21 protein-coding genes and 4 pseudogenes are annotated in these 24,094 nt (G+C 59.8%); 7 read left to right on the top strand and 18 right to left on the bottom strand.

Annotated features, from left to right (window positions below; translation table 11 throughout):
* Positions 1 to 108 precede the first annotated feature (108 nt).
* From AC07O1_RS23675 to AC07O1_RS23645, 7 genes are all read right to left on the bottom strand, one after another.
* Entirely contained in the window at positions 109 to 1,032 is a 924-nt protein-coding gene (locus tag AC07O1_RS23675; protein ID WP_495090322.1) for a CobW family GTP-binding protein, read from the bottom strand.
* Entirely contained in the window at positions 1,032 to 2,777 is a 1,746-nt protein-coding gene (locus AC07O1_RS23670) for an amidohydrolase (protein WP_495090321.1), read from the bottom strand. Before AC07O1_RS23670 ends, AC07O1_RS23675 begins: the two co-directional genes overlap by 1 nt.
* A gap of 61 nt (positions 2,778 to 2,838) precedes the next feature.
* Complete coding sequence (locus AC07O1_RS23665) at positions 2,839 to 4,020, bottom strand: pyridoxal phosphate-dependent aminotransferase (protein WP_495090320.1); 1,182 nt, start codon at positions 4,018 to 4,020, stop codon at positions 2,839 to 2,841.
* Between the two features lie 52 nt (positions 4,021 to 4,072).
* Complete coding sequence (locus AC07O1_RS23660) at positions 4,073 to 4,762, bottom strand: ABC transporter permease (protein WP_495090319.1); 690 nt, start codon at positions 4,760 to 4,762, stop codon at positions 4,073 to 4,075.
* A 24-nt stretch (positions 4,763 to 4,786) separates the two neighbouring features.
* Positions 4,787 to 5,497: an ABC transporter permease gene (locus tag AC07O1_RS23655; protein ID WP_495090318.1), complete on the bottom strand. Its 711-nt coding sequence runs from the start codon at positions 5,495 to 5,497 to the stop codon at positions 4,787 to 4,789.
* Between the two features lie 51 nt (positions 5,498 to 5,548).
* Positions 5,549 to 6,322, bottom strand: coding sequence for a transporter substrate-binding domain-containing protein (locus AC07O1_RS23650; protein ID WP_495090317.1), 774 nt, complete (start codon positions 6,320 to 6,322; stop codon positions 5,549 to 5,551).
* Positions 6,323 to 6,371: 49 nt separating this feature from the next.
* The gene (locus AC07O1_RS23645; RefSeq protein WP_495090316.1) at positions 6,372 to 7,166 is read right to left on the bottom strand and encodes an ABC transporter ATP-binding protein; all 795 of its coding nucleotides are present in this window, start codon (positions 7,164 to 7,166) and stop codon (positions 6,372 to 6,374) included.
* Positions 7,167 to 7,386: 220 nt separating this feature from the next.
* On the opposite strand from AC07O1_RS23645, the gene AC07O1_RS23640 reads away from it, so the two are divergent.
* Positions 7,387 to 8,307 carry a LysR substrate-binding domain-containing protein gene (locus AC07O1_RS23640; RefSeq protein ID WP_495090315.1) on the top strand — a complete coding sequence of 307 codons (921 nt, stop codon included), beginning with the start codon at positions 7,387 to 7,389 and terminating at the stop codon, positions 8,305 to 8,307.
* 129 nt (positions 8,308 to 8,436) lie between these two features.
* Positions 8,437 to 10,041, top strand: coding sequence for a 5-guanidino-2-oxopentanoate decarboxylase (locus AC07O1_RS23635; protein WP_495090314.1), 1,605 nt, complete (start codon positions 8,437 to 8,439; stop codon positions 10,039 to 10,041).
* A 74-nt stretch (positions 10,042 to 10,115) separates the two neighbouring features.
* Here the strand turns inward: AC07O1_RS23635 and AC07O1_RS23630 are convergent, their stop codons facing one another.
* Together AC07O1_RS23630 and AC07O1_RS23625 are read right to left on the bottom strand one after the other, a co-directional pair.
* Positions 10,116 to 11,642 carry a sensor histidine kinase gene (locus tag AC07O1_RS23630; protein WP_494991895.1) on the bottom strand — a complete coding sequence of 509 codons (1,527 nt, stop codon included), beginning with the start codon at positions 11,640 to 11,642 and terminating at the stop codon, positions 10,116 to 10,118.
* Entirely contained in the window at positions 11,639 to 12,355 is a 717-nt protein-coding gene (locus tag AC07O1_RS23625; protein WP_494991896.1) for a response regulator transcription factor, read from the bottom strand. The genes AC07O1_RS23630 and AC07O1_RS23625 overlap by 4 nt, the downstream gene beginning before the upstream one ends.
* Before the next feature lie 155 nt (positions 12,356 to 12,510).
* Here AC07O1_RS23625 and msrB point away from each other — a divergent pair, with 155 nt between their 5' ends.
* The 3 genes from msrB (at position 12,511) to msrA (ending at position 15,716) form a co-directional block, all read left to right on the top strand.
* Complete coding sequence (gene msrB, locus AC07O1_RS23620) at positions 12,511 to 13,029, top strand: peptide-methionine (R)-S-oxide reductase MsrB (protein ID WP_495011151.1); 519 nt, start codon at positions 12,511 to 12,513, stop codon at positions 13,027 to 13,029.
* Positions 13,030 to 13,072: 43 nt separating this feature from the next.
* On the top strand, positions 13,073 to 14,884 hold the full coding sequence (locus AC07O1_RS23615; protein WP_495090313.1) for a cytochrome c biogenesis protein DipZ: 1,812 nt from the start codon (positions 13,073 to 13,075) through the stop codon (positions 14,882 to 14,884).
* A 106-nt stretch (positions 14,885 to 14,990) separates the two neighbouring features.
* Complete coding sequence (gene msrA / locus AC07O1_RS23610) at positions 14,991 to 15,716, top strand: peptide-methionine (S)-S-oxide reductase MsrA (protein ID WP_495090312.1); 726 nt, start codon at positions 14,991 to 14,993, stop codon at positions 15,714 to 15,716.
* 38 nt (positions 15,717 to 15,754) lie between these two features.
* Here the strand turns inward: msrA and AC07O1_RS23605 are convergent, their stop codons facing one another.
* Both AC07O1_RS23605 and AC07O1_RS23600 read right to left on the bottom strand, forming a co-directional pair.
* Complete coding sequence (locus AC07O1_RS23605; RefSeq protein ID WP_494991900.1) at positions 15,755 to 15,961, bottom strand: tautomerase family protein; 207 nt, start codon at positions 15,959 to 15,961, stop codon at positions 15,755 to 15,757.
* Between the two features lie 66 nt (positions 15,962 to 16,027).
* Positions 16,028 to 16,171: pseudogene (locus AC07O1_RS23600) on the bottom strand (3-oxoacyl-ACP reductase); the annotation flags it as partial.
* A 175-nt stretch (positions 16,172 to 16,346) separates the two neighbouring features.
* Between AC07O1_RS23600 and AC07O1_RS23595 the strand changes: the two are divergent.
* Positions 16,347 to 17,288: a LysR family transcriptional regulator gene (locus AC07O1_RS23595; RefSeq protein ID WP_495090311.1), complete on the top strand. Its 942-nt coding sequence runs from the start codon at positions 16,347 to 16,349 to the stop codon at positions 17,286 to 17,288.
* Between the two features lie 196 nt (positions 17,289 to 17,484).
* On the opposite strand, the gene AC07O1_RS23590 is transcribed toward AC07O1_RS23595, so the two are convergent.
* From AC07O1_RS23590 to AC07O1_RS23575, 4 genes and pseudogenes are all read right to left on the bottom strand, one after another.
* Entirely contained in the window at positions 17,485 to 17,892 is a 408-nt protein-coding gene (locus AC07O1_RS23590; RefSeq protein WP_495090310.1) for a hypothetical protein, read from the bottom strand.
* Between the two features lie 84 nt (positions 17,893 to 17,976).
* Positions 17,977 to 18,408: pseudogene (locus AC07O1_RS23585) on the bottom strand (transposase); the annotation flags it as partial.
* Between the two features lie 92 nt (positions 18,409 to 18,500).
* The gene (locus AC07O1_RS23580; protein ID WP_495090309.1) at positions 18,501 to 19,931 is read right to left on the bottom strand and encodes an acyltransferase family protein; all 1,431 of its coding nucleotides are present in this window, start codon (positions 19,929 to 19,931) and stop codon (positions 18,501 to 18,503) included.
* Positions 19,932 to 20,148: 217 nt separating this feature from the next.
* Positions 20,149 to 20,285 (bottom strand): annotated as a pseudogene (locus AC07O1_RS23575) (IS5/IS1182 family transposase); the annotation flags it as partial.
* Positions 20,286 to 20,455: 170 nt separating this feature from the next.
* Here AC07O1_RS23575 and AC07O1_RS23570 point away from each other — a divergent pair.
* Positions 20,456 to 20,542, top strand: a pseudogene (locus tag AC07O1_RS23570) (hypothetical protein); the annotation flags it as partial.
* Between the two features lie 95 nt (positions 20,543 to 20,637).
* Here the strand turns inward: AC07O1_RS23570 and AC07O1_RS23565 are convergent.
* From AC07O1_RS23565 to AC07O1_RS23555, 3 genes are all read right to left on the bottom strand, one after another.
* Positions 20,638 to 21,009, bottom strand: a complete 372-nt coding sequence (locus tag AC07O1_RS23565) for a DUF6124 family protein (RefSeq protein WP_495090308.1) — start codon at positions 21,007 to 21,009, stop codon at positions 20,638 to 20,640.
* A 481-nt stretch (positions 21,010 to 21,490) separates the two neighbouring features.
* Complete coding sequence (locus tag AC07O1_RS23560; RefSeq protein ID WP_495090307.1) at positions 21,491 to 22,477, bottom strand: asparaginase; 987 nt, start codon at positions 22,475 to 22,477, stop codon at positions 21,491 to 21,493.
* Positions 22,478 to 22,640: 163 nt separating this feature from the next.
* On the bottom strand, positions 22,641 to 24,089 hold the full coding sequence (locus AC07O1_RS23555; protein ID WP_495090306.1) for an alanine/glycine:cation symporter family protein: 1,449 nt from the start codon (positions 24,087 to 24,089) through the stop codon (positions 22,641 to 22,643).
* Positions 24,090 to 24,094 lie beyond the last annotated feature (5 nt).

Raw genomic sequence — 24,094 nt, 5'->3', positions numbered from 1 at the left:
GATGAAACCCAGCGTAGTACGGTGTGCGAAAGATATAAGGGGCTGGCGTAGATCAGATTGTTGCGGGATATGCCGCCAGCCACAGCGGCCATGAGGTTCCTGCGTCGTTCACACTGCCTGAATATCCGCCAACCCCGCTTCCAATGTTTCACGAAGGCCACAGCCGCGGCGGGCGATGAACACCATTTGTACAGCGTGTTCCGGCGTTTGTCCGGTGGCCAGGCTGAACTGGCTGCGGGCACCGACATGTTGCAGCCAATAAGGCTGTTCGTTACCTTGCAGTTGCACCAGCCCCTTGAGGCGGAAGATATCTTTGGGAAGCCTGGCCAGCCATTCGCGCAGAGCTTTGGGCGGCAGCGGGTGCGGGCTGTTCCAGACCCAGCTTTCGAACAGCTGGTCATGGTGCTCCGGCAACGGCGTGATCTTCAGGCCGACGCGATTGCTGCGATCTGACAGTAGCAACGCGTCGGGCAGTTGCGCTTGTACGGTGTCGAACACCGGCGCGCGGCTGCCGAGGGACGCGCGGATGCTGTCCACTTCGGTCGAATCGACCAGGTCGGATTTATTCAGTAACACCAGATCGGCACAGGCCACCTGCGCTCTGGACAGTCGGGCGAATTCGCCTTCCAGTGCGCTATAGCCCGTGGCGTCGACCAGCGTGATGACGGCATCCAGATGCAAGTGCGCACGCAGTTGTGGATAACCCAGGGTCTGCACGATGCGTTGCGGATCGGACACGCCACTGCATTCGATGACGATCCGTTCCAGTCGCGGCTGCAGCTGCGAGAGGCTGACCAATTGCGCCAGCAGGTCTTCCTGCACGGTGCAGCAGATGCAGCCGTTTTGCAGGCTGTACACCGCGTCGGTGACTTCGGCAATGATCGCGGCATCGATGTTCAACTCGCCAAAATCATTGACGATCACCGCCAGGCGTCCGCTGTCGGCACGCTGGACCATGCGGTTGAGCAGGGTGGTTTTGCCGGCACCGAGGAACCCGGCGACCACGGTCACCGGAATGCTTGGGAGGTTCATCAGGCCTGTCCCTCGATCATCGGTGGCTGACCTTGCCAGACGGCTTTCAACGGTGTGTCACTGAACCTTGACTCGCGGTCGTACACCGGCCGGCCTTCAACGAAAGTCAGTTGCACCTGAGTGCGATGGATGTAGTTGCGCGGCGCTTCGGCGAACAGGTCGCGGTCGAGCACGATCAGGTCGGCGGACTTGCCGACTTCCAGACTGCCGGTCAGATGTTCCAGGCCCATGGCGTGGGCGCCGTTGAGGGTCGCGACTTGCAGCGCCTGTTCAAGGGTGATCGGTTCACCGAAACAGTCGGGTTCCTGGTTCCACGGGTTCTGCCGGGTAACCATGGTTTCCAGCGCCAACCACGGATCGATCGAGGCCACGGGCCAGTCGGTGCCCATGACCGCGATGCCGCCAGCGGCCAGCACGCCCTTGAAGTCATAGATGCGCTTGAGGCGTTCCTGACCGTAGCCGGACCGCGCGCCGCTGGCGAAGGGCGTCGGGTACCAGGCTGCCGGGGAAAACTCGGCAATCACGTTCAGTTCCTTGAAACGCTTGAGGTTGCCCGGATGCAGCAGGGTGCTGTGGGCGCACTGATGGCGAATGCCGCTGTAACCGTTGCGGCGTCGAGCTTCGGCGACCGCATCGAGGAACACGTCGGAGGCGCCGTCGCCGGTGCAGTGGGCGATCACTCGCAGGCCTCGACGGTCCATGTCCACCACCATGTCGGTGATGTGTTCCGGGGTCAGGTTGAGCTTGCCGCGCCAGCTCGAATCTTGCGACCAAGGGGTCATCAGGTAAGACGATTTAGGTTCTACGGTGCCGTCGAAGTGGAATTTCACCGCGTTGGCATTCAGTCGGGCGCTGCGATAGTAATGCCGTTCACCGCTGAGCAATTCCCAGCGGCGGCGGACCGGGAAGATGTCGTCCTGCCAACTGATCGCTGCCTCTACGCGCAGGGTCAGTTCGCCGGCGTCATCCAGTTCCTTGAGGGCTTCCAGACGCCGTTCGCAGACATGCACGTACTTGGTCGCGGTCACGCCGCGGGAGGTCTGGAAATGTACGCCATCGCGATAGGCACGGCGCAGCACGTCCACCGGAGTCGGTGGCATCGCGGCGTGAATCAAGGCGTACGCGCCATCAATCAACAGGCCATTGGGTTCGCCGCTCAGTTCGTCACGTTCCATGTAACCGTTGCGCGGGTCGGCGGTGTGTTGGTCGATGCCGGCCAGTTCCAGGGCCCTGGAGTTAACCATCATGGTGCCCCACATGCGGTCGAGCAGGGCCACCGGACGATCCGGCATCACGCTGTCGAGCCACTCGCGGCCCGGCGTCAGGCCGGCTTCGCGGAAGGTGTAACGCACCCAGTATTGGCCGTAGATCCAGCCGTCGCCGGGATGAGCATCGGCGTAGGCGTGGATCGCCGCGACCAGTTGCTCGGGCGTCGGGTCTTCGATGCCGACATCCAGTTCGTCGCTGTAACGCGGTGCCAGCGCCAGATCCGGGTGGGTGTGCATGTCGTGCAGGCCGGGCATGCAGAAGGCACCGTCCAGGTCATGTTGCCGGGTGTGCGGGCCGATCAGCGATTGCAGCGACTCGAGCCTGCCCACTGCGATGAAGCGACCGTCACGAATGGCCACGGCCTCGGCCCAGGGTTGTGCCGGGTCGAGGGTGTAGAAACGGCCGTTGTGCAGCACCAGTTCGGCGTACTGATCGACAACGGAATGGGTCGAATTGAATTGGTCTGAAGCGGTCACGGGAGTAAACCTCTTGATCATTGCCGGCTGGTGAATGGCGGGCATTACAGGTCTTCAGTGTTTATTGGTTAGCGCGCAGCGACTCGACAAAACCGGCGATGCGTTGGCAGGCGTCTTTGAGCGTGTCATCAGCCACGGTGAACGAGATCCGCACAAACCCTTTGGCGCTCGCACCGAAGGCCTCGGCATCGAGCACCGACACGCCGGTCTGGCGGAACAGCTGCCAGGCGAAGTCCATGCTCGAGAGCCCGGTACGCCGCACATCCACCAGCATGAACATGCCGGCTTGCGGTACACGGCAATCCAGTTCGGCGACTCCGCGCAAGCCCGCGACCACCAGATCGCGCCGGCGCCGATAGATTTCACACGCATGGCTGACCACTGGCTCATCCAGTTCCAGTGCCTTGAGTGCGGCTTCCTGAATGAATCCCGGCAAGCCGTAAAGCATGCACAGCAGCAGGTTATCCAGGTGGCCGATCAAGGTTGGCGGGGCGACCACCCAGCCGACGCGCCAGCCAGTCATGGCATGGCTTTTCGACAGGCTGTTGAGCACCACGGTGCGCTCGGCCATACCCGGCAGTGAAGCTATGCTCAGGTGTGGGTGGTCATAAGTGATCTGGCCGTAGACCTCATCGGAAATCACCCACAAGTCATGACGCAGGGCGACTTCGGCCACAGCTTCCAGTTCCTCACGGCTATAGACGTTGCCGGTCGGATTGCACGGTGTCGCCAGGGCGATGCCGCGAGTCTTGTCCGTGATCGCCGCTTCCAGTGCAGCCTTGGTCAAGCGAAAGCCATTGGACGCCGGTTGTTCGATGGTCGCGATGCGTGCGCCTGAAGCGTGCATGCAGGCTTCGTACGTCAGGTACATCGGCTCCGGCACCAGCACTTCGTCACCCTGGCTGAACAGGCACAACGCGGTGGCGAACAAGCCGTTCTGCGCGCCCGCCACCAGGGCGACGTTTTCGGCTTTTACCGGGATGCCTTGCAGCACGCTTTGCTTGGCGGCAATCGCTTCACGCAGCAGCGGTCGGCCGAGGACGTGGGTGTAGTGAGTGTCGCCCTGGCGCAAGGCCTGGACCGCGGTCTCGCAAATCGCGCTGTCGGTGGCAAAGTCCGGGTCACCGATGCTGAGGACAATCACATCCTCGCCGCGACCGCGGGCTTCGATGGCCGCGTAATGAATGTCCCAGGCGCTGACCGACTCGCCGCTAATGCGCTCGACAAAAGGTGAATAACGCATTGTGTTCTCCTCGCTGGTGATGACCGCCAGCGTCAACTGAAATAGGGTAGGTTCAAGCCTGGCGCTGAGGGACTTTGCCCAGGCGCGAGAAGCCATGTTCGATCACAAAAGCCAGAACGATGTAGACCACCGCGACCGCCAGCAACGGTTCGTAAACCCGCAAGGTCTGGGCTCGTACCAGGTTGGCGGCGCCCAGCAGGTCGGTGACGGCTACGGTCGAGGCCAGCGCGGTGGCCTTGAGCAGCAGCACCGATTCACCGACCAGGGTGGGTCGAACCATTTGCAAGGCGCGGGGCAACCACACGCGGCGCAAGACCAAAAAGCGCTTCATTCCATAGGCGCGGGCCGCTTCCAGTTCACCGCGAGGCACCGCACGCAGGGCGCCGCGCAACACTTCGCCAACGTAGGCGCCGACGCACAAAATCAAGGCCAGCGCCACGTACCAGAAACCTTCACGCAGGTACGGCCAGATAAAACTCCCGCGAATCGGCGGGTACGCGGCGAACAGGCTGCCGACGCCGTAATACAGGATGTAGATCTGCACCAGCAGCGGCGTACCGCGAAACACGCTGGTGTAGGCGCGCATGCTGCCGCTGATCAGCGGGTTGGGCGACAGCCGCCCCAGCGCCACCAGCACCGCGAGAATAAAACCGAAGAAACCGGAAATCCCGAGCAGCTTCAGGGTGATGCCGAGGCCATGCAGCAGCTCGCCGGCAAAACTATTGATCCAGGAAAAATCCATGACGTGCGCTCCTTACTACTGCGACTACTGCGGCATCCAGCGATTGATACGCCGCTCGAACAGCCGGAAGGCCCCGTTGGACACCAGGGTGATGATGAAATAGACCGCTGCGACCGCGAGGTAGAACACCAGGTAATGCTTGGTCGACCCGGCAGCCTGTTTGCCCACTGAGAGCAGTTCGCTGTAGCCGACGATGCTGATCAACGCACTGTCCTTGACCAGCACCAGCCAGAGGTTGGACAAACCGGCCATGGCATACGGCAACATGCTCGGTAGCAGCACCCGGCGCATCAGTAACCAGCGCTCGATGCCGAATGAACGCGCCGCTTCGATCTGGCCAAAGGGAATGGCCAGGATCGCACCACGAATAATCTCTGCCGAATAGGCGCCCTGAACGATCCCCAACACCAGCACCGCCGCCACGAAGCCGTTGACCGTGACAACGGGTCTGTCCATCGCCGCCATCGCTATGTTCAACAGGTCGGTGCCGGCGTAGTACAGCAACAGAATCAACAGCAACTCCGGCACGGCGCGGTACAGCGTGGTGTAGGCGTTAGCCAGGCGAACCAGCCAGCGCGGGCCTTTGAGCTTGATCATTGCCACCACCAGGCCAATGCTCAAACCCAGCACAAAGGCCCCCGCGGAAATCTGCAGGGTCACCACGGCACCGTGCATCAGGGCGTTGAGCCAGCCGTCGGCGACGAACAGCTGGGTTATCTCGGACAAAGAAATCATGGCGTATCCAGTCGAAAAGAAGCGCTTGAGCCGTGCGGTTTACTGGGCGGCTTATTTTGCAGAGATGTCGACACTGAAGAAGCGGCTGCGGATCTTGTCGTAAGTGCCGTCTGCTTTCAGGGAGGCCAGCGCGATGTTGATCTTGTCTTTGAGGGCCGTATCACCCTTGCGGATGCCTGCACCGATACCCGAGCCGAACAGTGGATCCTTGGGGGCCAGACCTTTGTCGGCCAGACCGGCACCTGCCGGGGTTTTGATAAACGGCTCGATCGTCAACGCGTCGGCCAGCATCACGTCGATCCGGCCGCTTTGCAGGTCGGAGGTCATGTCGTCCTGGGTGTTGTAGTAGCGCAGGGTCGAACCCTTGGCGTAGTACTCCTTGACGAAGGTCGCGTTGGAGGTCGAGCCCTGCACGCCAATCACTTTGCCTTTGAGGCCTTCAGGCGTGGTGATCAGTTCCAGGTTTTGATCGGCTACCCACATGGCCGGGGTCTGATAGTACGGCTGGGAAAAATCGATAACTTTTTCGCGCTCGGCGGTGATGCTCATGGAGTTGAGGATCACGTCGATCTGGCTCGACTGCAGGGCCGGAATCAGCCCGTCCCAGGACACTTCCTTGAGCGGACATTCAGCCTGCATGTGCTCGCACAGCGCCTTGATCAGCTCCGGTTCGAAGCCGTTCCAGTCGCCATTGCCACTCTTCATGGAAAACGGCGGGTAGGGTTCCTGGGCGATGCCGAAAACGATTTTTTCTGCAGCGACAGCATGCTGTGCGAGCACCGCGAACAAGCAGCCACCGGCGAGGGTCTTGAGGATTTTTTTCATGGCTTTACCCTTTATCGAAGTTATTGTTTTCAAGGATTGAAGCGGTCAATCAGGTGCGGTTTTCCTGCGCCATCACGAACTGGCGACAGCGTTCACTGTTGGGGTTCAGGAAGATTTGTTGCGGCGTGCCTTGTTCTTCCACCAGGCCTTGATGGAGAAACATCACCTTGCTCGACACGTCTTTGGCGAAGGCCATTTCGTGGGTGACCAGAATCATCGTCCGACCTTCTTCGGCGATGCCCTGAATCACCTTCAACACTTCGCCCACCAGTTCCGGGTCCAGGGCGGAGGTTGGTTCATCCATCAACAGCACTTGCGGGCGCATCGCCAAGGCGCGAGCGATGGCCACGCGTTGCTGCTGACCGCCGGAAAGGAATGAAGGAAAAGCGTGACGTTTGTCCGCCAGACCGACTCTCTCCAGCAGATGCTCTGCGTGGGCAATAGCGTCCTTGCGATCCTCACCCAACACGTAGACCGGCGCTTCGATGACGTTCTCCAGAACCGTGCGGTGCGGCCACAGGTTGAAGCTCTGAAAGACCATGCTCAGCCGGGTACGCAGACGCGCCACTTGCTCGGGGTCGGCAATCAGCGGATTACCGGCGCGGTCTTTCTTCAGGCGCACTTCTTCACCATTGATGCGCAGGCTGCCGCTGCACGGAATCTCCAGCAGGTTGATGCAGCGCAGCAGAGTGCTTTTGCCGGAGCCGCTGGAGCCGATCAGGGAAACCACTTCACCTTCGTTGGCACGCAGGGAAATGCCTTTGAGGACATGGTGAGCGGCGTAGCTCTTGTGCAGAGCGTCAATCGCGACCACCGGATTTACGGAGTTGGACTGCAAGTGCAAGGGTCGTCCCTCTTGTTTTTGTAGTGGTGCCGGGCATCACAGACGGGCCGTGGTGGCTGCCGAGAATAGCCAATGGCGCATGAGGGTCAATCGAGCATTTTTTGTGCAACCGTGAAATTAAATTCAACTGTTGCCCGACGAGCCGGCAGTTCTGCTGGCTATGTCTGTCGGACGATTCCCGTTATCGTGAAAGGCATCTCTACTTGTGTGATCCCAACCTATGCGTTTCCCTTCCATGACCGCTTTGCGGGCGCTGGATGCAGTGGCCCGGCTGGGCAGCGTGTCCGACGCTGCCAGCGAGCTGAACCTCACGCCCAGCGCCATCAGCCACCAGATCAAGAGTCTGGAGCAGACCCTTGGCTTCGCCTTGACCGAGCGCACCGGGCGAAATATTCGCATCACCTGGCAGGGCGAGCGCTACGCTCGGGACATCCATTTGCTGCTGGCCAATATCCTTGAAGCGGGCCAGCGCTTCGATGGTCAACAGGTCAGCGGGCGGCTGTGTATCAGCAGCCCGGCAGGGTTTGCGACGTATTGGTTGTGTACCCATATCGCGGAGTTCCAGGAGCTTTATCCACAGGTCGAACTGCACCTGGTCTCGCCGCGTACCCCGGATGACACCAGTGACAACACGGCCGATCTGTTCATCGCCTACGGCATGGGCGACTGGCCGAACCAGCACGTGCAGAAAATCGTTTCGCTGCGGTTTTTCCCGGTGTGCAGTCCGCGTCTGGTCAACACCATGGGCGGTTTGAAAGCCCCGGAAAACCTGATCGGTGCGCCACTGCTGCACATGATCGATTACTCCGACTGGCGAGTCTGGCTGGCCGCCGCTGGCGCGCCGAACGTCGACGTGCAACGGGGAATTGTGTTTGCCGACGCGCATTTCGTGCAGTCGGCTTGCATCGCAGGGCAAGGGATTGCCATGGGCGATAACCTGATCAGTGGCGAGGCGCTGGCCAAAGGGCTGTTAGTGCGTCCGTTCGAAACCGAAATCGAATCCAACCGCGGTTATTACCTGGTCGCCGATCAGCAGAAAGTCGAGCGCCCGGTGGTGCAGGCGTTCAGCGATTGGGTCAAGTCGCAGCTGGGTGGCATCGTCGGGCTGCGCTCGGAAGTGCGTCGCCCGCTGAAAACGTGAATTTTATTGTTCAATCGCTGTGAAATTTATTGATTGTTGCAAGGCGCTCCTCGGCACTACTGTCCTGCGAATGAATACCTGCCGATTCGCTCGATGACCTTCGGCGCAGAACAATAAGAGGAGTGATAAATGACCACCTGTGCCCAGTCGCTGGTTCGCTTGCTTGAAGGTTACGGGGTAGACACCGTGTTCGGGATTCCCGGGGTGCATACCGTCGAACTGTACCGGGGGCTGCATGGCAGCCGTCTGCGGCACATCAGCCCGCGTCACGAGCAGGGGGCCGGGTTCATGGCCGACGGCTATGCCCGCGCCAGCGGCAAACCAGGGGTGTGCTTCATCATCACCGGGCCCGGCATGACCAACATCCTCACGGCCATGGGCCAGGCGTATGCGGACTCGGTGCCGATGCTGGTGATCTCCACCACCAACCGCCGCGAGTACCTGCGTCTCGGTCACGGGCATCTGCACGAACTGCCGGACCAGCGGGCGATGGTCGCCGGCGTCTGTGCTTTCAGCCACACACTGCAATCGCCAGCGGAGCTGCCTGAACTGCTGGCCCGTGCCTTCGCCATTTTCAAATGCGCCCGACCGCGGCCGGTGCACATCGAAATCCCGCTGGACGTGCTGGACATGTCCGCCGATGACCTCAACCTGATGCCACGCAGCCTGCCCGGTGCTCCGGCCCCGGCGCCGGCCTCGTTGCACGCGGCACTGAAGCTACTGAACGAAGCACGACGCCCGTTGATTCTGGCCGGTGGCGGAGCGCGTGACTGTGCCGAAGTCCTGCAGCAACTGGCCGAGCGCCTGCAAGCGCCGGTGGCGTTGACGACGAATGCCCGGGGCTTGTTGCCGGTCGGCCATCCGTTGCTGCTCGACGGTGTGCAGTCGTCGGCCCATGGTCGGTCGCTGTTCGACGAGGCCGATGTGATCCTCGCCGTCGGTACTGAACTGGGTGAGACGGACTACGATTTTTTCGGCCTCGGGCCACTGAAATTCAAGGCGTCGTTGATTCGTCTGGACATCGATCCGATGCAGGTCATGGGCGTGCAGCGAGCTCACGTCGGATTGGTCGGCGATGCCCGCGAGGGCTTGCTTGCGCTATTGGCCAATGTTGCGGCGCCGGTTCAAAGTGGCCGTTGGGCGCTGGACAGTGTGCAGCGCGTCAACCAGTGCGAACGCGATAGCTGGACGGCCAAACAACAGGGGTTGCAAGGGCTGCTCGACCTGCTGCGTGACAGCCTGGTCGATCCGCTGATCGTCGGCGATTCCACGCAACCGGTGTATCAGGGCGCGGTGGGCTACCAGTCGCCGAAACCCAACAGCTGGTTCAACGCCGGCAGTGGTTATGGCACCCTTGGTTACGGCTTGCCTGCGGCGATTGGCGCCAAGCTGGCCAAGCCTGAGCGTGCAGTTGTCGCGTTAGTGGGGGATGGCGGTTTGCAGTTTTCCTGCGCTGAATTGATTGCTGCGCGAGAAGCGGGAGTGGGCATCATCATGGTGCTGTGGAACAACCAGTGCTACGCCGAAATCCGCGACTACATGCAGGCCCGCGAGATCCCGCCACTGGGTGTAGACATCATGACCCCGGACTTCGCCGCCATGGCCCGCAGTTTCCACATCGACCACCATGCGCCGCAGGGGCCGGAGGCATTGCGCACGTTGTTGCTGAAAATGGCGACCACCAAGGAGCCGGTGATGATTGAGCTGGATGCGGCGGTGTACCTGGCGTCGTAGGGCGCACATTCCCCGTAGCAGCTTAACTGACCGGTACCGGGGCAAGCCTCACTACTCACTATGTCTTGCGCGCTCTACTTCCCCGGCGAGTTCAAATTCATCGACCGAATCGCCAACTGAGCCGCTGTTTCCTCATCCACCGGCAGCGAGAAGCGGAAGGTCGCGCCCCGCCCGGGAACATCGATCAACCGGATCTCGCGACCATGCAGTTGCAGGATCCGGTGCACGATGCGCAAGCCCAGCCCGCCATCACGCCGTGCGCCACCGATGTTGAACGGGCGCAGGAACAACCCTTCACGCAATTGCGCAGCGATGCCCGGGCCGCTGTCGCTGATCGTCACGTCTACGAATGAACCTTGGGGCACAAGGCTGACTTCGACGTCTCCATTGATCGGCGTATGGCGCAACGCGTTGTCCAGCAGGTTGGTCAACACGCGTTCGATCAGGCCGAGGTCGGCACACACGGCCAACCCGCTAGGGGCGAAGTTGGCTTTCAGCGCAGTCTGTCGCGCCTCGGCAGTGAGTTCGAATTTCTGGAAGACGTCCTGCACCAGATCTGTCAGCGAAAATCGTTCCAGTACCGGCTGCACGAAGCCATGCTCCAGGCGCACCAGGTCCAGCAGCGATTGCGCCAGACCGCCAACCTTGCGGCTCTGATCCAGGGCGATGCCCAAGTAGCGGCGCCGCTCCTCCGGGGTCAGCGAGGCGTCCTTGAGTGACAGGGTTTCGAGATAACCATGCAACGACGCCAGCGGTGTACGCAGGTCGTGGGAGATATTCGCCACCAGCTCCCGACGCTCCTGATCCTGGCGCGTCAGCGAGCGCCATTGTTCGCCCAGGCGGGTTTGCATTTGCCGGAACGCCGCGTCGAGCATGGCGATTTCGTCATGGCTGGCGGTCTTTTCCGGCTTGTCTGATGCAGGCGGTGAAGGAGGGACAACGGGGGCGCCGTCGATGTCGAAATGGGCAACGGTCTCGGTCAACCGGCGCAAGGGGCGGGTGATCAGGGCAAACGCCGTGAGACCGGCAATCAGGCACAGCAGCGCAACCAGACCAATCGACCAGAGCGCGGTATTGAGGGCCACGCTGGTGGCACCGCGCTCGGCAAAGCGGTCGTGTTCCTCGCTGAGCAGCACCACATAGAGGTAGCCGGCTTGCTGACCGTTGACCCGTAACGGCGCGGCGCTGAACACCTTGCGTCCGTCGACACTGCGCGGGTCGTCGCCGAGAATCGGCAAAGCGTCGCCGTTGAGCAAACGATGCACCGGCGCCAGATCGACCTGTTCGCGGCGCATTCGTCCCTCTGGCGCGGCATTGCCGACGATGCGCCCGCTGGCATCAAGCAGATAGACCTCGACGCTGGGATTGACCAGCATCAACTGGCTGAACAGCTGGCGCACGGCGTTTGGCATCAGGCCGTTGGCGTCCATCAGTTGGGTGTCGTGGGCAATGTGCTGGGCCAGATCGCGGGACAGCCCTTGCACCACTTCAAGTTCGTGCATCTTGTTGGAGCGCACCTGCATCCACGCCGAGGTGCCGCAGCACACCAGCAACAGCAGGGCGAACACCGCCGACAGGCGCTGCGTGAGGGTCAGTCTCATGGCTGATCCTCCGGTGCCGCGAATTTATAACCTCGGCCCCACACCGTCAGGATCCGCACCGGTTGCGCCGGATCGGCCTCGATCTTGGCCCGCAAACGATTGATGTGGGTGTTGACCGTGTGCTCGTAGCCTTCGTGGCTGTAACCCCATACGGCATTGAGCAGGTCCATGCGCGAAAACACTTTGCCGGGCTGGCGGGCGAAGAAATACAGCAGGTCGAACTCGCGCGGGGTGAGATCCAGGTGCCGGCCGTCGAGTGACACATCGCGGGTCAACGGGTCGATAAACAGCCCGCCGGAGGTCAGGCTGCCGGCGTCCATTTTCAGGTTGCGCGCCATTGCGTCGACCCGTCGCAGCAGTGCCTTGACCCGCGCCACCAGCTCCAGCATCGAAAAGGGTTTGGCCAGGTAATCGTCGGCACCCAGCTCCAGGCCAAGAATGCGGTGCAGTTCGCTCGACCGCGCACTGGTGATGATGATCGGCGTGTAGCGAGCCATGGCGCGGGCGCGGCGGCAGATTTCCAGGCCATCGACACCGGGCAGCATCAGGTCGAGGATCAGCGCGTCCCAGCCGCCTTGCTCCAGCAGGCGCAAACCTTCATTGCCATCGGCACTGTGCACGACCTCGAACTGCTCATCGCGCAGATGCAGCGAGATCAGGTCGGCGATGTGCATATCGTCCTCGACCACCAGGACACGTTTGGGCTGATCCATCGAAACTTAATCCTGCGCCAGGCAATGATTGGCATTGTGCGGCTTTTCCGTGAGCCGAGTTATCACGAATTGTTTAACTCCACGTGAGGATTTAGCGACCACCTCAAGCCTAGGCTGTCTTCAATGCAAAACACTGCGATATTTTGGAGAGAGCCATGTTTTCTCGGCGACAGTTCCTGATAGCGGGTGGCGGCCTGGGCGTTGCGGCGCTGGCCATCGGCTTATTACCAAAGTTTACGGCAAGCTCGGCACTGGTCAGCGATGCCAGCGCTGGCGAAACCTTTGAAGTCACCCATACCGATGCCGAGTGGCGGGCACTGCTCAGCGCTGAGCAGTACGACATTTTGCGCAAGGAAGGCACCGAGCGTGCCTACACCAGCCCGCTGAACGATGAACACCGCGAAGGCACCTTCGCCTGCGCCGGTTGCGACTTGCCGTTGTTTTCATCGAGCACCAAGTTCGACAGCCGCACCGGTTGGCCGAGCTTCTGGGCACCGTTGAACAATGCGGTGGCGACCCGCGAGGACCGTTCATTCGGCGTCTTGCGCGAAGAAGTCCACTGTCGGCGTTGCGGCGGCCATCTGGGGCATGTCTTCGACGATGGGCCAAAACCGACCGGTCTGCGCTACTGCATGAACGGCCTTGCGATGACCTTCGAGCCATTATCGGCATAAGCCATGGGCATGCTTTTTCTCTCACCTCATTCGGGTCGACACTATGTGGCTTCTGGTCCTCTCTTTTCTCGGTGGCGTGCTGACGATTGTCAGCCCGTGCATTCTGCCGGTATTGCCCTTTGTCTTCGCTCGCACCGGGCAGCCGTTTTTGCGCAGTGGCTTGCCGCTGCTGGCGGGGATGGCCCTGACCTTCGCGCTCGTCGCCTCACTGGCGGCGGTCGGCGGCGGTTGGGTGGTGCAAGTCAATCAGTACGGTCGCTGGCTCGCGTTGCTGTTCGTTGCGCTATTCGGGCTGACGCTGTTGCTGCCGCACCTCGCCGAGCGGCTGACCCGGCCACTGGTGGCGGCCGGCGGTCGTCTGTCGCAAGCTGCGGGCGCCGATGCGCGACCACGTCCCGGCGCCTCGTTCTTGATCGGCGTCGCCACCGGCCTGCTCTGGGCACCGTGCGCGGGACCGATTCTCGGGTTGGTGCTGACCGGTGCAGCACTGCAGGGGGCCAGCATCGGCACTACCTTGCTGTTGCTGGCTTACGCCGCAGGTGCCGCGACCTCGCTCGCCGGTGCATTGCTGATTGGTGGTAAGGTTTTCGCGGCGATGAAGCGCTCAATCGGTGCCGGTGAATGGGTGCGCCGCGGTTTGGGCGCAGCGATGCTGGCGGGCGTCGTGGCCATCGCCCTGGGTCTGGACACCGGGATTCTGGCGCGGGTCTCGACGGCTTCCACCGGCGGTATCGAACAGGCGTTGGTCGGCCGTCTTGCCGGGAAAACGCCGGCCAACAGCGGTGCTATGAAGGCGCAAATCCCTCAGTCTCTGGACGCTGAGCCGGGCTCGAGCATGATGGCCGCTGGCGGCGCCATGAAGATGGCGGCGAAAGAGGCTGCGGCGTTGCCAATCGAAGGCAATCTGCCGTCGCTCGACGGTGCCGTGCAATGGCTCAACTCGCCACCACTGACCACCCAGGCCTTGAAGGGTAAAGTGGTGTTGGTGGATTTCTGGACTTACTCCTGCATCAATTGCTTGCGCACGTTGCCGTACGTCAAAGCCTGGGCCGAGAAGTATCGCGATCAAGGGTTGGTGGTGATCGGCGTGCACGCCCCGGAATTCGCCTTCGAGCGTGACGTGGGCAACGTGACCAAAGCCATGAAGGATCTGGGCATCAACTACCCGGTGGCCATCGACAACGACTACAAGATCTGGCGCGCCTTCAACAACGAATACTGGCCGGCGCATTACTTTGCCGATGCTCAGGGGCGTATTCGCTATCACCATTTTGGTGAGGGCAACTACGCCGAGTCGGAGCGGGTGATTCAGCAATTGCTGCGCGAGGCCGGTGCCGCGAAAGTTGCCGATGGCCTGATCAATGCCAGCGCCCAGGGCGTGCAGCTGGCCCCGGACATGAAAGAAGTACAATCGCCGGAGACCTACCTTGGCTACCAGCGCTCCGAACATTTTGTCCCGGCCGACAGCCTGGCGCCTGATCAGGTAACGGCTTACAGCTCGCCGTCTGCACCGTCCCTCAACGATTGGGGGCTGGAGGGCAAATGGAACGTCGGCGCCGAGCGGGCCACGCTGGCAGCCCCGGCAGGCCGGATCGTCTACCGCTTCCATGCCCGGGATTTGCACCTGGTGCTGGGCCCCGGCGCTGACGGCAAACCGGTGCGCTTCAAAGTCACCGTCGACGGCCAGATGCCTGGCGCTGCCCACGGCACCGACGTAGCCCCCGACGGCACCGGCACCGTGACCGAGCAACGGCTTTATCAGTTGGTACGCCAACCGGGCGATGTGGCGGATCGAACGTTCAGCATTGAATTCCTCGATCCGGGTGTGTCGGCGTATGCGTTTACGTTTGGTTGATCGCAAGTCCGACCACCGATTTCGTAGGAGCGAGGCTCGCCCGCGAAGGCGCCGTGACATGCAGCGAAGGGCTCTCGCCGGACCCATATATCAAGGAGTCAGCACCATGAAAACCACATTAAATCTTTCACGCCCAATCTGGCGCCGGGCTCTTTTGGGTCTTGCCGCCGCCACCTTCATCGGCCAATGCTCTGCATTTTCCTTCGGCACCACAGAGGACGCAGTGCTGATCCCGCCGCCTGCCGTGGACGAGCCGGCGACTAAATCCAGCACCGAAACCGCAGTATTCGCCGGTGGCTGCTTCTGGGGTGTACAAGGCGTGTTCCAACACGTCAAAGGCGTGAAGCGAGCCGTCTCCGGTTACGCCGGCGGCGCTGCCAACACCGCACAATACGAGCGCGTCAGTGACGGCGACACCGGCCACGCCGAATCCGTCGAGGTCACCTTCGACCCTGCCCAAGTCACCTACGGCACCTTGCTGCAGATCTACTTCTCAGTTGCCCATAACCCGACTGAACTGAATCGCCAGGGCCCTGACACCGGTACTCAATACCGCTCGGCGATCTTCCCGGAAAACAGCGAACAGCAACGCGTCGCCCAGGCCTATATCACCCAGCTCGATGCAGCGCATTCGTTCAATAAACCCATCGTTACCAAGCTCGAAACCTACAAAGGTTTCTACCCGGCCGAGGCCTACCACCAGGACTTCCTGACCGAGCATCCGACGTATCCCTACATCGTGATCAACGATCTGCCCAAGGTGGCGCAGCTGAAACAGTTATATCCAGAGCGCTATCAAGAGAAACCAGTGTTGGTGAAGGCGGGGAGGTAGCGGGCCAATCATTTAAGGACGAGCTGTCGCCTACCCTGTCAGGTTTTCAGGTTCTTGCGATATTCAGTGGTGGTCATTCCGGCATACCCCCAATTGTCGGTATCGATTTCCTCGATCACGATATGGGTCAGGTCGGGACGCTTGCCCAACACCCGCTCCAGGGTTTCGGTGATTTCGGCGATGACCTGGGCTTTTTGCTGCTGGGTAACACCGTCTCGGGTGATGCGCACACTGACGAAAGGCATGATCGTGCTCCTGTGATGTTATCGATAAGATCTGAACCAGGGAGCCGGTAGCGGCTCCCCTGGCGTTTACCACTTGCCGCTGCTCATCGCGCCATCGACGGCTAAAACGACGCCTGTGGTGAAGTTCGCGTTGGTCAGGTAAAGCACAGCATCGGCAATTTCGCCAATGCCTGGAGCCACGGCGTTGACCTTGATGTTGTAGGGGGCCAATGCCGCTCGATGCGCCGCTGATCACAACAGTTCTGGAACTTCAAAATAAGGATTCACGGGGTGTCCCGGAGTCCTTGCCTTCAAGTAGCTGCTCTGGTGAAACAACTGTATTTATTTACCTTTGTTTGATAGATACCAGTCAGAGCACTTCATTTGAACCATGGCGTAATCAATCATGAAGCGACAGTTCGACGACATTCTGCTGGGCAGCATCGAGTTGTTTTGCCTGGCGGCTGAATCAGGAAGTTTCACCACCGCGGCAGCGGTAGCCGGGGTAACACCAGCGGCGGTCAGCCGCTCGGTGTCGCGCATGGAGGCGCGCATGGGCGTGCGCCTTTTCACCCGAACCACCCGCAGCGTAAAACTGACGGAAAGTGGTCGAGCGTATTTCGAGCAATGCCGCCAGGCGTTGGCCCAGTTGGTCGAAGCCCAGCGTGAAGTGATGGGCAAGCAGCAAACACCTTCCGGGACCTTGCGTATCAGCGTGCCCACCACCTACGGCCATCACCGCATCTTGCCGTTGCTGCCGGCCTTTCGAGCGCGCTTCCCGGCGGTAAAGGTTGATGTAAACATCAGCAATCGTAACGTCGACTTCATTGAAGAAGGCTACGACATGGCGATCAGGGTCCGGGTCCTGCCCGACTCAGGATTGATCGCCCGGCACCTGGAAGACGCGCAACTGGTCACGATGGCGAGTCCCGAATACTTGCAGCGCGTGGGTAGACCGCAAACCCTGGATGACTTGCACAACCATGAGTGCATTCAATTCGAGCTGCCCAGCAGCGGTAGGCGCATTGCCTGGTTGTTCAAGGAAAACGCCAAGGACAAAGAGATACTCACTGAAGGCGGCTATAGCTGTTCGGACGATGTCCTGGGCGGCGTAACGCTGGCCAAACATGGTGCGGGCCTCTTTCAGACCTACAAATTCATCGTTGAAAAAGAGTTGGCAGAAGGCTCGTTGGTCGAAGTCCTTGAAGCGTTCAACGGACGATCCCGACCATTTACGCTGCTCTACCCTGGCGGACGGCATACGCCTTTGCGACTCAGAGCCTTTGTCGACTTCCTGATGGAATACCGGGCGCAATGGAATGCCCACGAGGGCGATCTGCAGACCTGACCGCGCACCCACCCGAGGACGACAACGTTTTCTACGCCGCCCCGCCTGCGGATTATCCCGGCCCCTGTAGGAGCGAGCTTGCTCGCGATAGCGGCGCTACAGTGCCCATCTGATCTGACGGTGTAGACATTCCTCTGCCATAACCCTTGGCATCGTCTTGCGCTCGCGCAGATCCCGTCGCACGAGCGCGTGGAAACTACTCGCCCGCCCCGGCTTTAGCCTTATCAATCGCCGCCTTGATATTCGGTACTGCGTAGTTGCTGTACCAATGATTCATACCGCGGATGGCCTGCTGCGCGGGCGCAGCATCGTGCGCGCCGATCAGCTCGCCGCAGGCCTGGGCCATGGCGACCAATATGCGGGCGGCCTCAGGCACATAGGGCAGGGCAACGCCCTTATCGTGGCGCTCCTGAATGATCATGTAGCGAATGCTTTCCGGCAGCGTCCAGGCGCTGATCAGAAACTCCTGAACCGAGTATTCCTGGCCCTTGATCTCGACAGTGGCCGAGCGATGCTGCTCGCTGTAACCCGCGTTTTCGATCTGCTCGCAGCTGTCGATAACGGTGTTCATCATTTCGCGGATCTGATTCCAGTCAGTTTTCATTTGAATCTCCATTTCACGTTGTTCGAACGAGTGCGTGGCTATTCACTCAACCCGCGCCATCTACTCTGATGCATGTCACGCCACATAACCAAACTGACGCTTGATCACTCGAAGCGGATGTTCAACCTTGGCTCTGATCTGCGCTTTCGCGTATTCAATCTTGCGCCACAGGCGACCAATCAAGCTCTTCATCGCGTGCTTTTTATAGCTGCTGGGCCGGTCGGCAATCGACCAGATCATCTTGCGATCCTGATGTTCGGGACGCTTGTCCACACCGGTGTAACCCGCATCGGGAATCCGATCCAGATGCAGACTCGAAAACTGGCGCAGGATCGTGGTTTCGTAAAGCGCTTCTTCCATCGTCGGGTCGCTGTAGCCGAACCCGTTCTGCATCAAATGAACCCGCAACATGGCCATCAACTGATACGCCGGACGATCGCCTTCACCCTTTGGATAATACGGCTCGATCAAGGCAATCAAACCCTTGCAGGGCACCACCTGATCCATCTCGATCAGGAAGTGTTCGCGGCGGGTCTGCTACCTACAATAGGCTTCATGGTCATCGGTCAATATGACCATCCGGCTTTGTGCCCCGATGCCAACATCATCTATTGCTGCGCAGCTATGACATCAAGTTCCATCGGCGGTAGTTGAAGCTTTTGATCCGACGTGAAGACCTGGATCGTATGTTTTCCGGGGGTTACCAAAACTGACTGGGGAATAACAATGTTGATCCCGTCATTCGCGACCACAGTAATGGATTTTATCCCGGATACCGTCGATTTCGACCTCATGTCCGGCCGACTGTTTAGGCTCATCCACATTACAAGAGATCCATCCGGTTGTAGCGGTCCTTTGTCACCCATTTGGTAGACTTTAGGGCCGTAAGCTGTCACTTCGAGTTTCGTGCCCCGCACAAAGTTATCGATATCCGAAAACTGGAAATACACAAGTCCAATACTAATCGACAATACGGATGCCGACACTGCCAACAATCCGACTTTAGACTGTGTCTCAGGTGAGGCTATGGTTCGAAGTTTGAGTATGGGTTGCTCGACCAGCACATACGAAGCGACGCTTACCAGGAGAGAGGCCGTCAATCCTATAATAAAGGCATACCAGAAGCCAAGTTCAAAATGATGTTGGAGTAGTATCAATATCGGAACGTGCCAGAGGTAAAAGCCATACGAAATCTGGCCGAGCTTGACGAGAGGAGGCAGGCTCAATAATTTTGCATCGATGGTTCCACTCTTCATTGTCAGTCGTAGAATAAGCATCAGGCTGAAGACTGATACCATAAAACTACTATATATACTCCACCCCAAGGAACTGCAAATCAAGCCGATCGCTACCATTGGCAGAAGTGGAATCGACGCTATAAAACGCTCTAGAAACTTCTGAGCTCCTGGTGTTCTACAGGCTACAGATCCGACGGCGCCAATCAAAATCGCTTGAAACCTTGTATCGGCTGAGAAATATATCCGGTCATAAGAGAGTGGTAATTGGCTCATGTAAATTTCATACGCGATGGCAAGGGCGAGCAATAATAAGGAAATAACGAGCGTTGTCTTTGCATCTGCACGTGTCGCAAGTATCCACACGAACGGCCATAAAAGGTAGAATTGTTCTTCTACAGAAAGAGACCAGGTATGCCCAAGGTAGTGGCTGAACCCGTCTTTGAATCCTGATGTCCACGACTGCGAGTACAAAATTGACGATAATACATCTTTATATATGTTGCTGTGACCGCCCGAAATTCCGCAGATGACAGCTACGACGATACACAAAATGGCAAGCGGAGGAAATAACCTTAAAAAACGCTTAAAATAAAAGACCCAGAGAAAGTTTTTATTCTCCCGAGAATGGCTAAGAACTTCAGTGATCAAATATCCGCTGAGTACAAAAAACACGTCGACGCCGAATTTCCCCCCTGAAAAAATATGTAAATGAGTTAGAAAAACAATGGAGACAGCAACGCCGCGCAGTCCGTCTAAAGCTGGGTTGTAGGCTAGGCTATGCGGTGTAAAGTTTCTCTCCATTATTCCTGCTCGGCATTCCATGAAATGTTTTATCGGCGCGTTTTATACATGAATATCGCCTGAGCTGCTACTAAGGAAGGTCTGAAGTTCCCCCGGTTTTTGATGCCCTCTCTGTTTGAAGTTAAAAAAACGTTTACTCGGTCGAAAACCAGACCTTTTCTGCTCTTAACTCATGGTTTTTCCTCTAATTGCGCTGTTTCAGGGCGATGAGTCCGCATTACAGGAGCACCTCTCCTGCACTCAACAACCGCTTTCGTGCCATCCACAGACTCGACAACGCGAACAATGTCGTCTGCTGAGCGATGTTTTCGCCAAACCACGAAAGCGCACTTTCGTATAGGTGGTAGTTCTTCGTTTTCCGCTCGTTGTCGCGGCGCGCTAGAACGCCAGCTCCCTCTAGCGCCTTGATCACACGGCCCAGGCCGTACCCATGCTGAGGAAACGGGGTCGATGGGTTCAACTGATCAGGTTGAGTTAGAGGGAAAACCCGGCAGTTAAAAACTGCAGGGTAAGACCTCGCCAGGCTCGTTGATCTCGATCCTCTGTACATGATCCGGGTGTTCAAAAAGAACGTCGGCGTGACGCCTGGCAGCTTCCGAAATAGCCGTTAGCATTGGATTTTGTCTGCAACGTTGAAGGCGCCCCGTTTTTCGATGCTGGCCTGCAGAGTGGTGCAGTCATCTCGGGCGATCGCACTTGCTCTTGCCTACACCTTCACCGAATGCTCGCGATCCATCATTTTTTCGACCAGCAACAACCCCAACTCCATGAGGCTATAAATCGCCAGGGCGAGGTTGCGGTGTTTGCCTTCCAGCTCTTCGGAAAGGTCCAGGGTCAGGGTGCTGGCCGAGCAGAAGGTTTCGTAGGTGTGGGCGATCAAGGCTTCGGGGTTGATGTCCGGGGCGACAGTGAAAAACTGGGGCGGACGCTCTTCGCTGGAACGCGGCTTGCCTGATAGCGGCGGGGTCAGGTAGTGATCGAGGGCCCGATGCGCGGCTTGGTGGAGATTTTTCGAATCGAGGGTTTCGTAGGGCGAAACGTTTGGGGTTTCGGGTGGGTTGGGGGTTACTTTGAACATTGACGATCTCCTGAATGGAGCTGCCACCGACTCGCTACTAAACGAAGGGGTGGCAGCTGTACGCAGGTTAGTAGACCGGGGAGATACGAAACCGGCGCGCCCGAGGGCGCCCTGCGCACAGCCACCATTGAGTACAGGGATAGGGAAACCTGACTGTCTGGAGCGCAATGCACCTTTCATACCTCCACGGGCTACTAAACCCGATCGCTGATGGGCAGCGACTGGAGAACCTTAGTGGCGTGGGGCAAGGCGCACAAGCGGGGCGATTCTGGGGGATTTGTAGGCAATGGCGCAAGGTGGTGTAGTCAGTGGATGACGCCGGAAAGTCGTTGGATCAAGTTGCTGTGGTTGGGGGGAGTTGTCGGGTGCGGCGGCGATTGGTGAAGCGCAGTGTGCGGTAAATAAACTTGAGAATCCTCTGGCCGGCCTCCCCACTTCAGGGAGGACCAGGTCATTAAGCGCGATCCTGAGGCGCGATCTTTCAGTCCACCCGCTCACCGCACAGGTCGAGGGCGAACCAGCGTTCCACTTCGGCCTGCTCCAGACCTGCGCCTAGCAGGGCGAACAGTTTGCCCAGCGCCGCCTCGCGGGTCATGCCGCCCGCGCAAACCAGGCCGCTGGCGAGGAGCAGGCTGCCGACGGCATAGATGCCGAACTCGACATGGCCGTGCGGGCACTGGCTGATGGCCGCGAGCACCACGCCGCGCTCATGGGCTGCGTGCAGGACTGCCAGCAGTTCGGCGTTGTCCGAGGGACCGGTGCCGCTGCCGTAGCACTCCAGCAGCAGCGCGCGTACGCCGCTATCGAGCAGGGCCTGCACATGGCAAGCCTGGATGCCCGGGAAGAACGGCAGCACCGCGAGGTTCACCGGCTGGCGCGGCTGGAGGTAGTCCAGGGCCGAAGGGATCGCATCGGCGCGTTCGCCATCACGTTGCCGTGGCAGCACGGTGAAGGCGTTAAAGGCATCGCTGCGCAGCTTGCTGACCCGCGCGCCGTGCATCAGCTCGCCACTGAAATACAGATGCACCCCGGGCGCGATGCCCGCTTCCAGGGCCTGCATGGCGCCACACAGGTTGGACCAGGCATCGCTGCCCTCGGCGCCGGCGGGCAGCATGGCGCCGGTCAGCACCACTGGCACCGGTAGGCCGAGCAGCAGGAAGCTCAGTGCGGCAGCGCTGTAGGCCAGGGTGTCGGTGCCGTGCAACAGCAGCACCGCGTCATGGCCGCCATTGGTCACCGCATCGACAATGACGTCACGCATGGCCAGCCAGTTGGCCTGGCTCATGTTGGCGCTATCGAGCAGCGGCAGGAGGTCGTGAAACTGCCAGTTCAGGGCCGACGCCTGGTTTCCCGGATGCGCACGCATACGCGCTTCGAAACCGCTACCAGGGGCCAGCCCTTGAGGAGTCTGCAGCATGCCGATGGTGCCGCCGGTATAGAGTACGAAAAGGTTTTTGACTGCGCTCATGCCGTAGTCCTTGGGAACTCGTGAGATGAAACAGGTGGGCCAGCATGCAGCGGATCGCTTTGGCGGATTAGGCCAGGGCCAGGGAGCACTGTTGTCTGATGCGACGATGCCACTCCCCCGCGCCAAGCGGGAAAGCGGCACCCTATGAAGCGTTGTTAAAGGGTTAGCGGCGGCTTTGCACCAGGCTCGCTACAGGTTGTCCTACGGGCGCCTCGGCGACCTGCCCGGCGGGCCAGGCGTCACGGTCGATGTCGAGGTCGGCGAACTTCGCCGAATCGAACACTGGGGTCTGGATCCCGGAGCGGCGCTGTTCGTCGTAGTCGCGCATCAACCGCAGACCGACCTTGAACAGCAGGGCCAGTGCGATCAGGTTGACGAAGGCGAGGCAGGTCATGGTGATGTCGGCAAAAGCGAACACCGTAGACAGGTTCTGGATGGAGCCCCAGAGGATCAGCACCACCACCAGGACACGGTAGCCGATGAGTGCAATACGGCTGCGGCCGAACAGGTATTGCAAGCTGTTCTCGCCGAGGTAGTAGTTGTAGAGGATTGAGGTGAACACGAAGAGCGCCAGCGCCACGCTGACGAAGATCCGCCCCCAGTCACCGACCACTGCGGCCAGGGAGTTCTGGGTCAGGACGATGCCGTCACCCTCGAAGCCCGGGGTGTAGAAGCCCGAGAGCAGGATCAGCAGGGCGGTGCAGGTGCAGATGACAAAGGTGTCGAGGAACACGCTGAACGCCTGCACCACGCCTTGTGCCACCGGATGGCGCACGGCAGCCACGGCGGCGACGTTGGGTGCGCTACCGAGGCCCGCTTCGTTGGCGAATACACCGCGCTTCACGCCCATCACGATGGCGCTGCCGATCAGGCCACCAAAGGCCGGATCGAGGCCGAAGGCACTCTTTACGATGGTCACAAGCATGCCCGGTACATGGTCGAATTGCAGCACGATCACGTAGAGGGTCACTGCGATGTAGATCAGGGTCTTGACCGGCACCAGTAGGTCGGCCACTGCGGCAATGCGCTTGATGCCGCCAATGAACACCAGGCACAGCAGCGCGGCCAGGGCGATGCCGCTGTACTGTACGGGGAAGGCGAAGGCGTTTTCCAGCGAGTGAGTCACTGCGTGGGATTGCAGGCCGTTGAAGGCGAAGCCGAAGGTCACCAGCAGCAGGGCGGCGAAGACCATGCCCAGCCAGCGCTGGCCGAGGCCGTGCTGGATGTAGTAGGCCGGGCCGCCACGGTAAAGGCCGTTGCCATCACTGCGCTTGTAGAGTTGGGCCAGGGAACACTCGAAGAAGCTGCTGGACATGCCGACCAGTGCGGTCACCCACATCCAGAACACTGCGCCGGGGCCGCCCAGGGTCACGGCGATGCCAACGCCTGCAATATTGCCCGCACCGACACGGCCAGCGAGGCTGAGCATCAGTGCCTGAAACGAGCTCAACTGGCCGGAGCTGCTGCGCAGGGAGTCCTTGAACACGCTGAACATATGGACGAAGTGACGGAACTGGACGAAGCGGGAGCGTAGGGTGAAGTAGCTGCCCAACCCGACGATAAGCACGATGAGCAGTTTCCCGGACAGGAAATCGTTAAGCGCTTCGAGCATGGAGG

This window comes from Pseudomonas sp. GW821-FHT07G10 (assembly GCF_059418545.1).
This window is presented reverse-complemented; position numbering and strand designations above follow the sequence as displayed.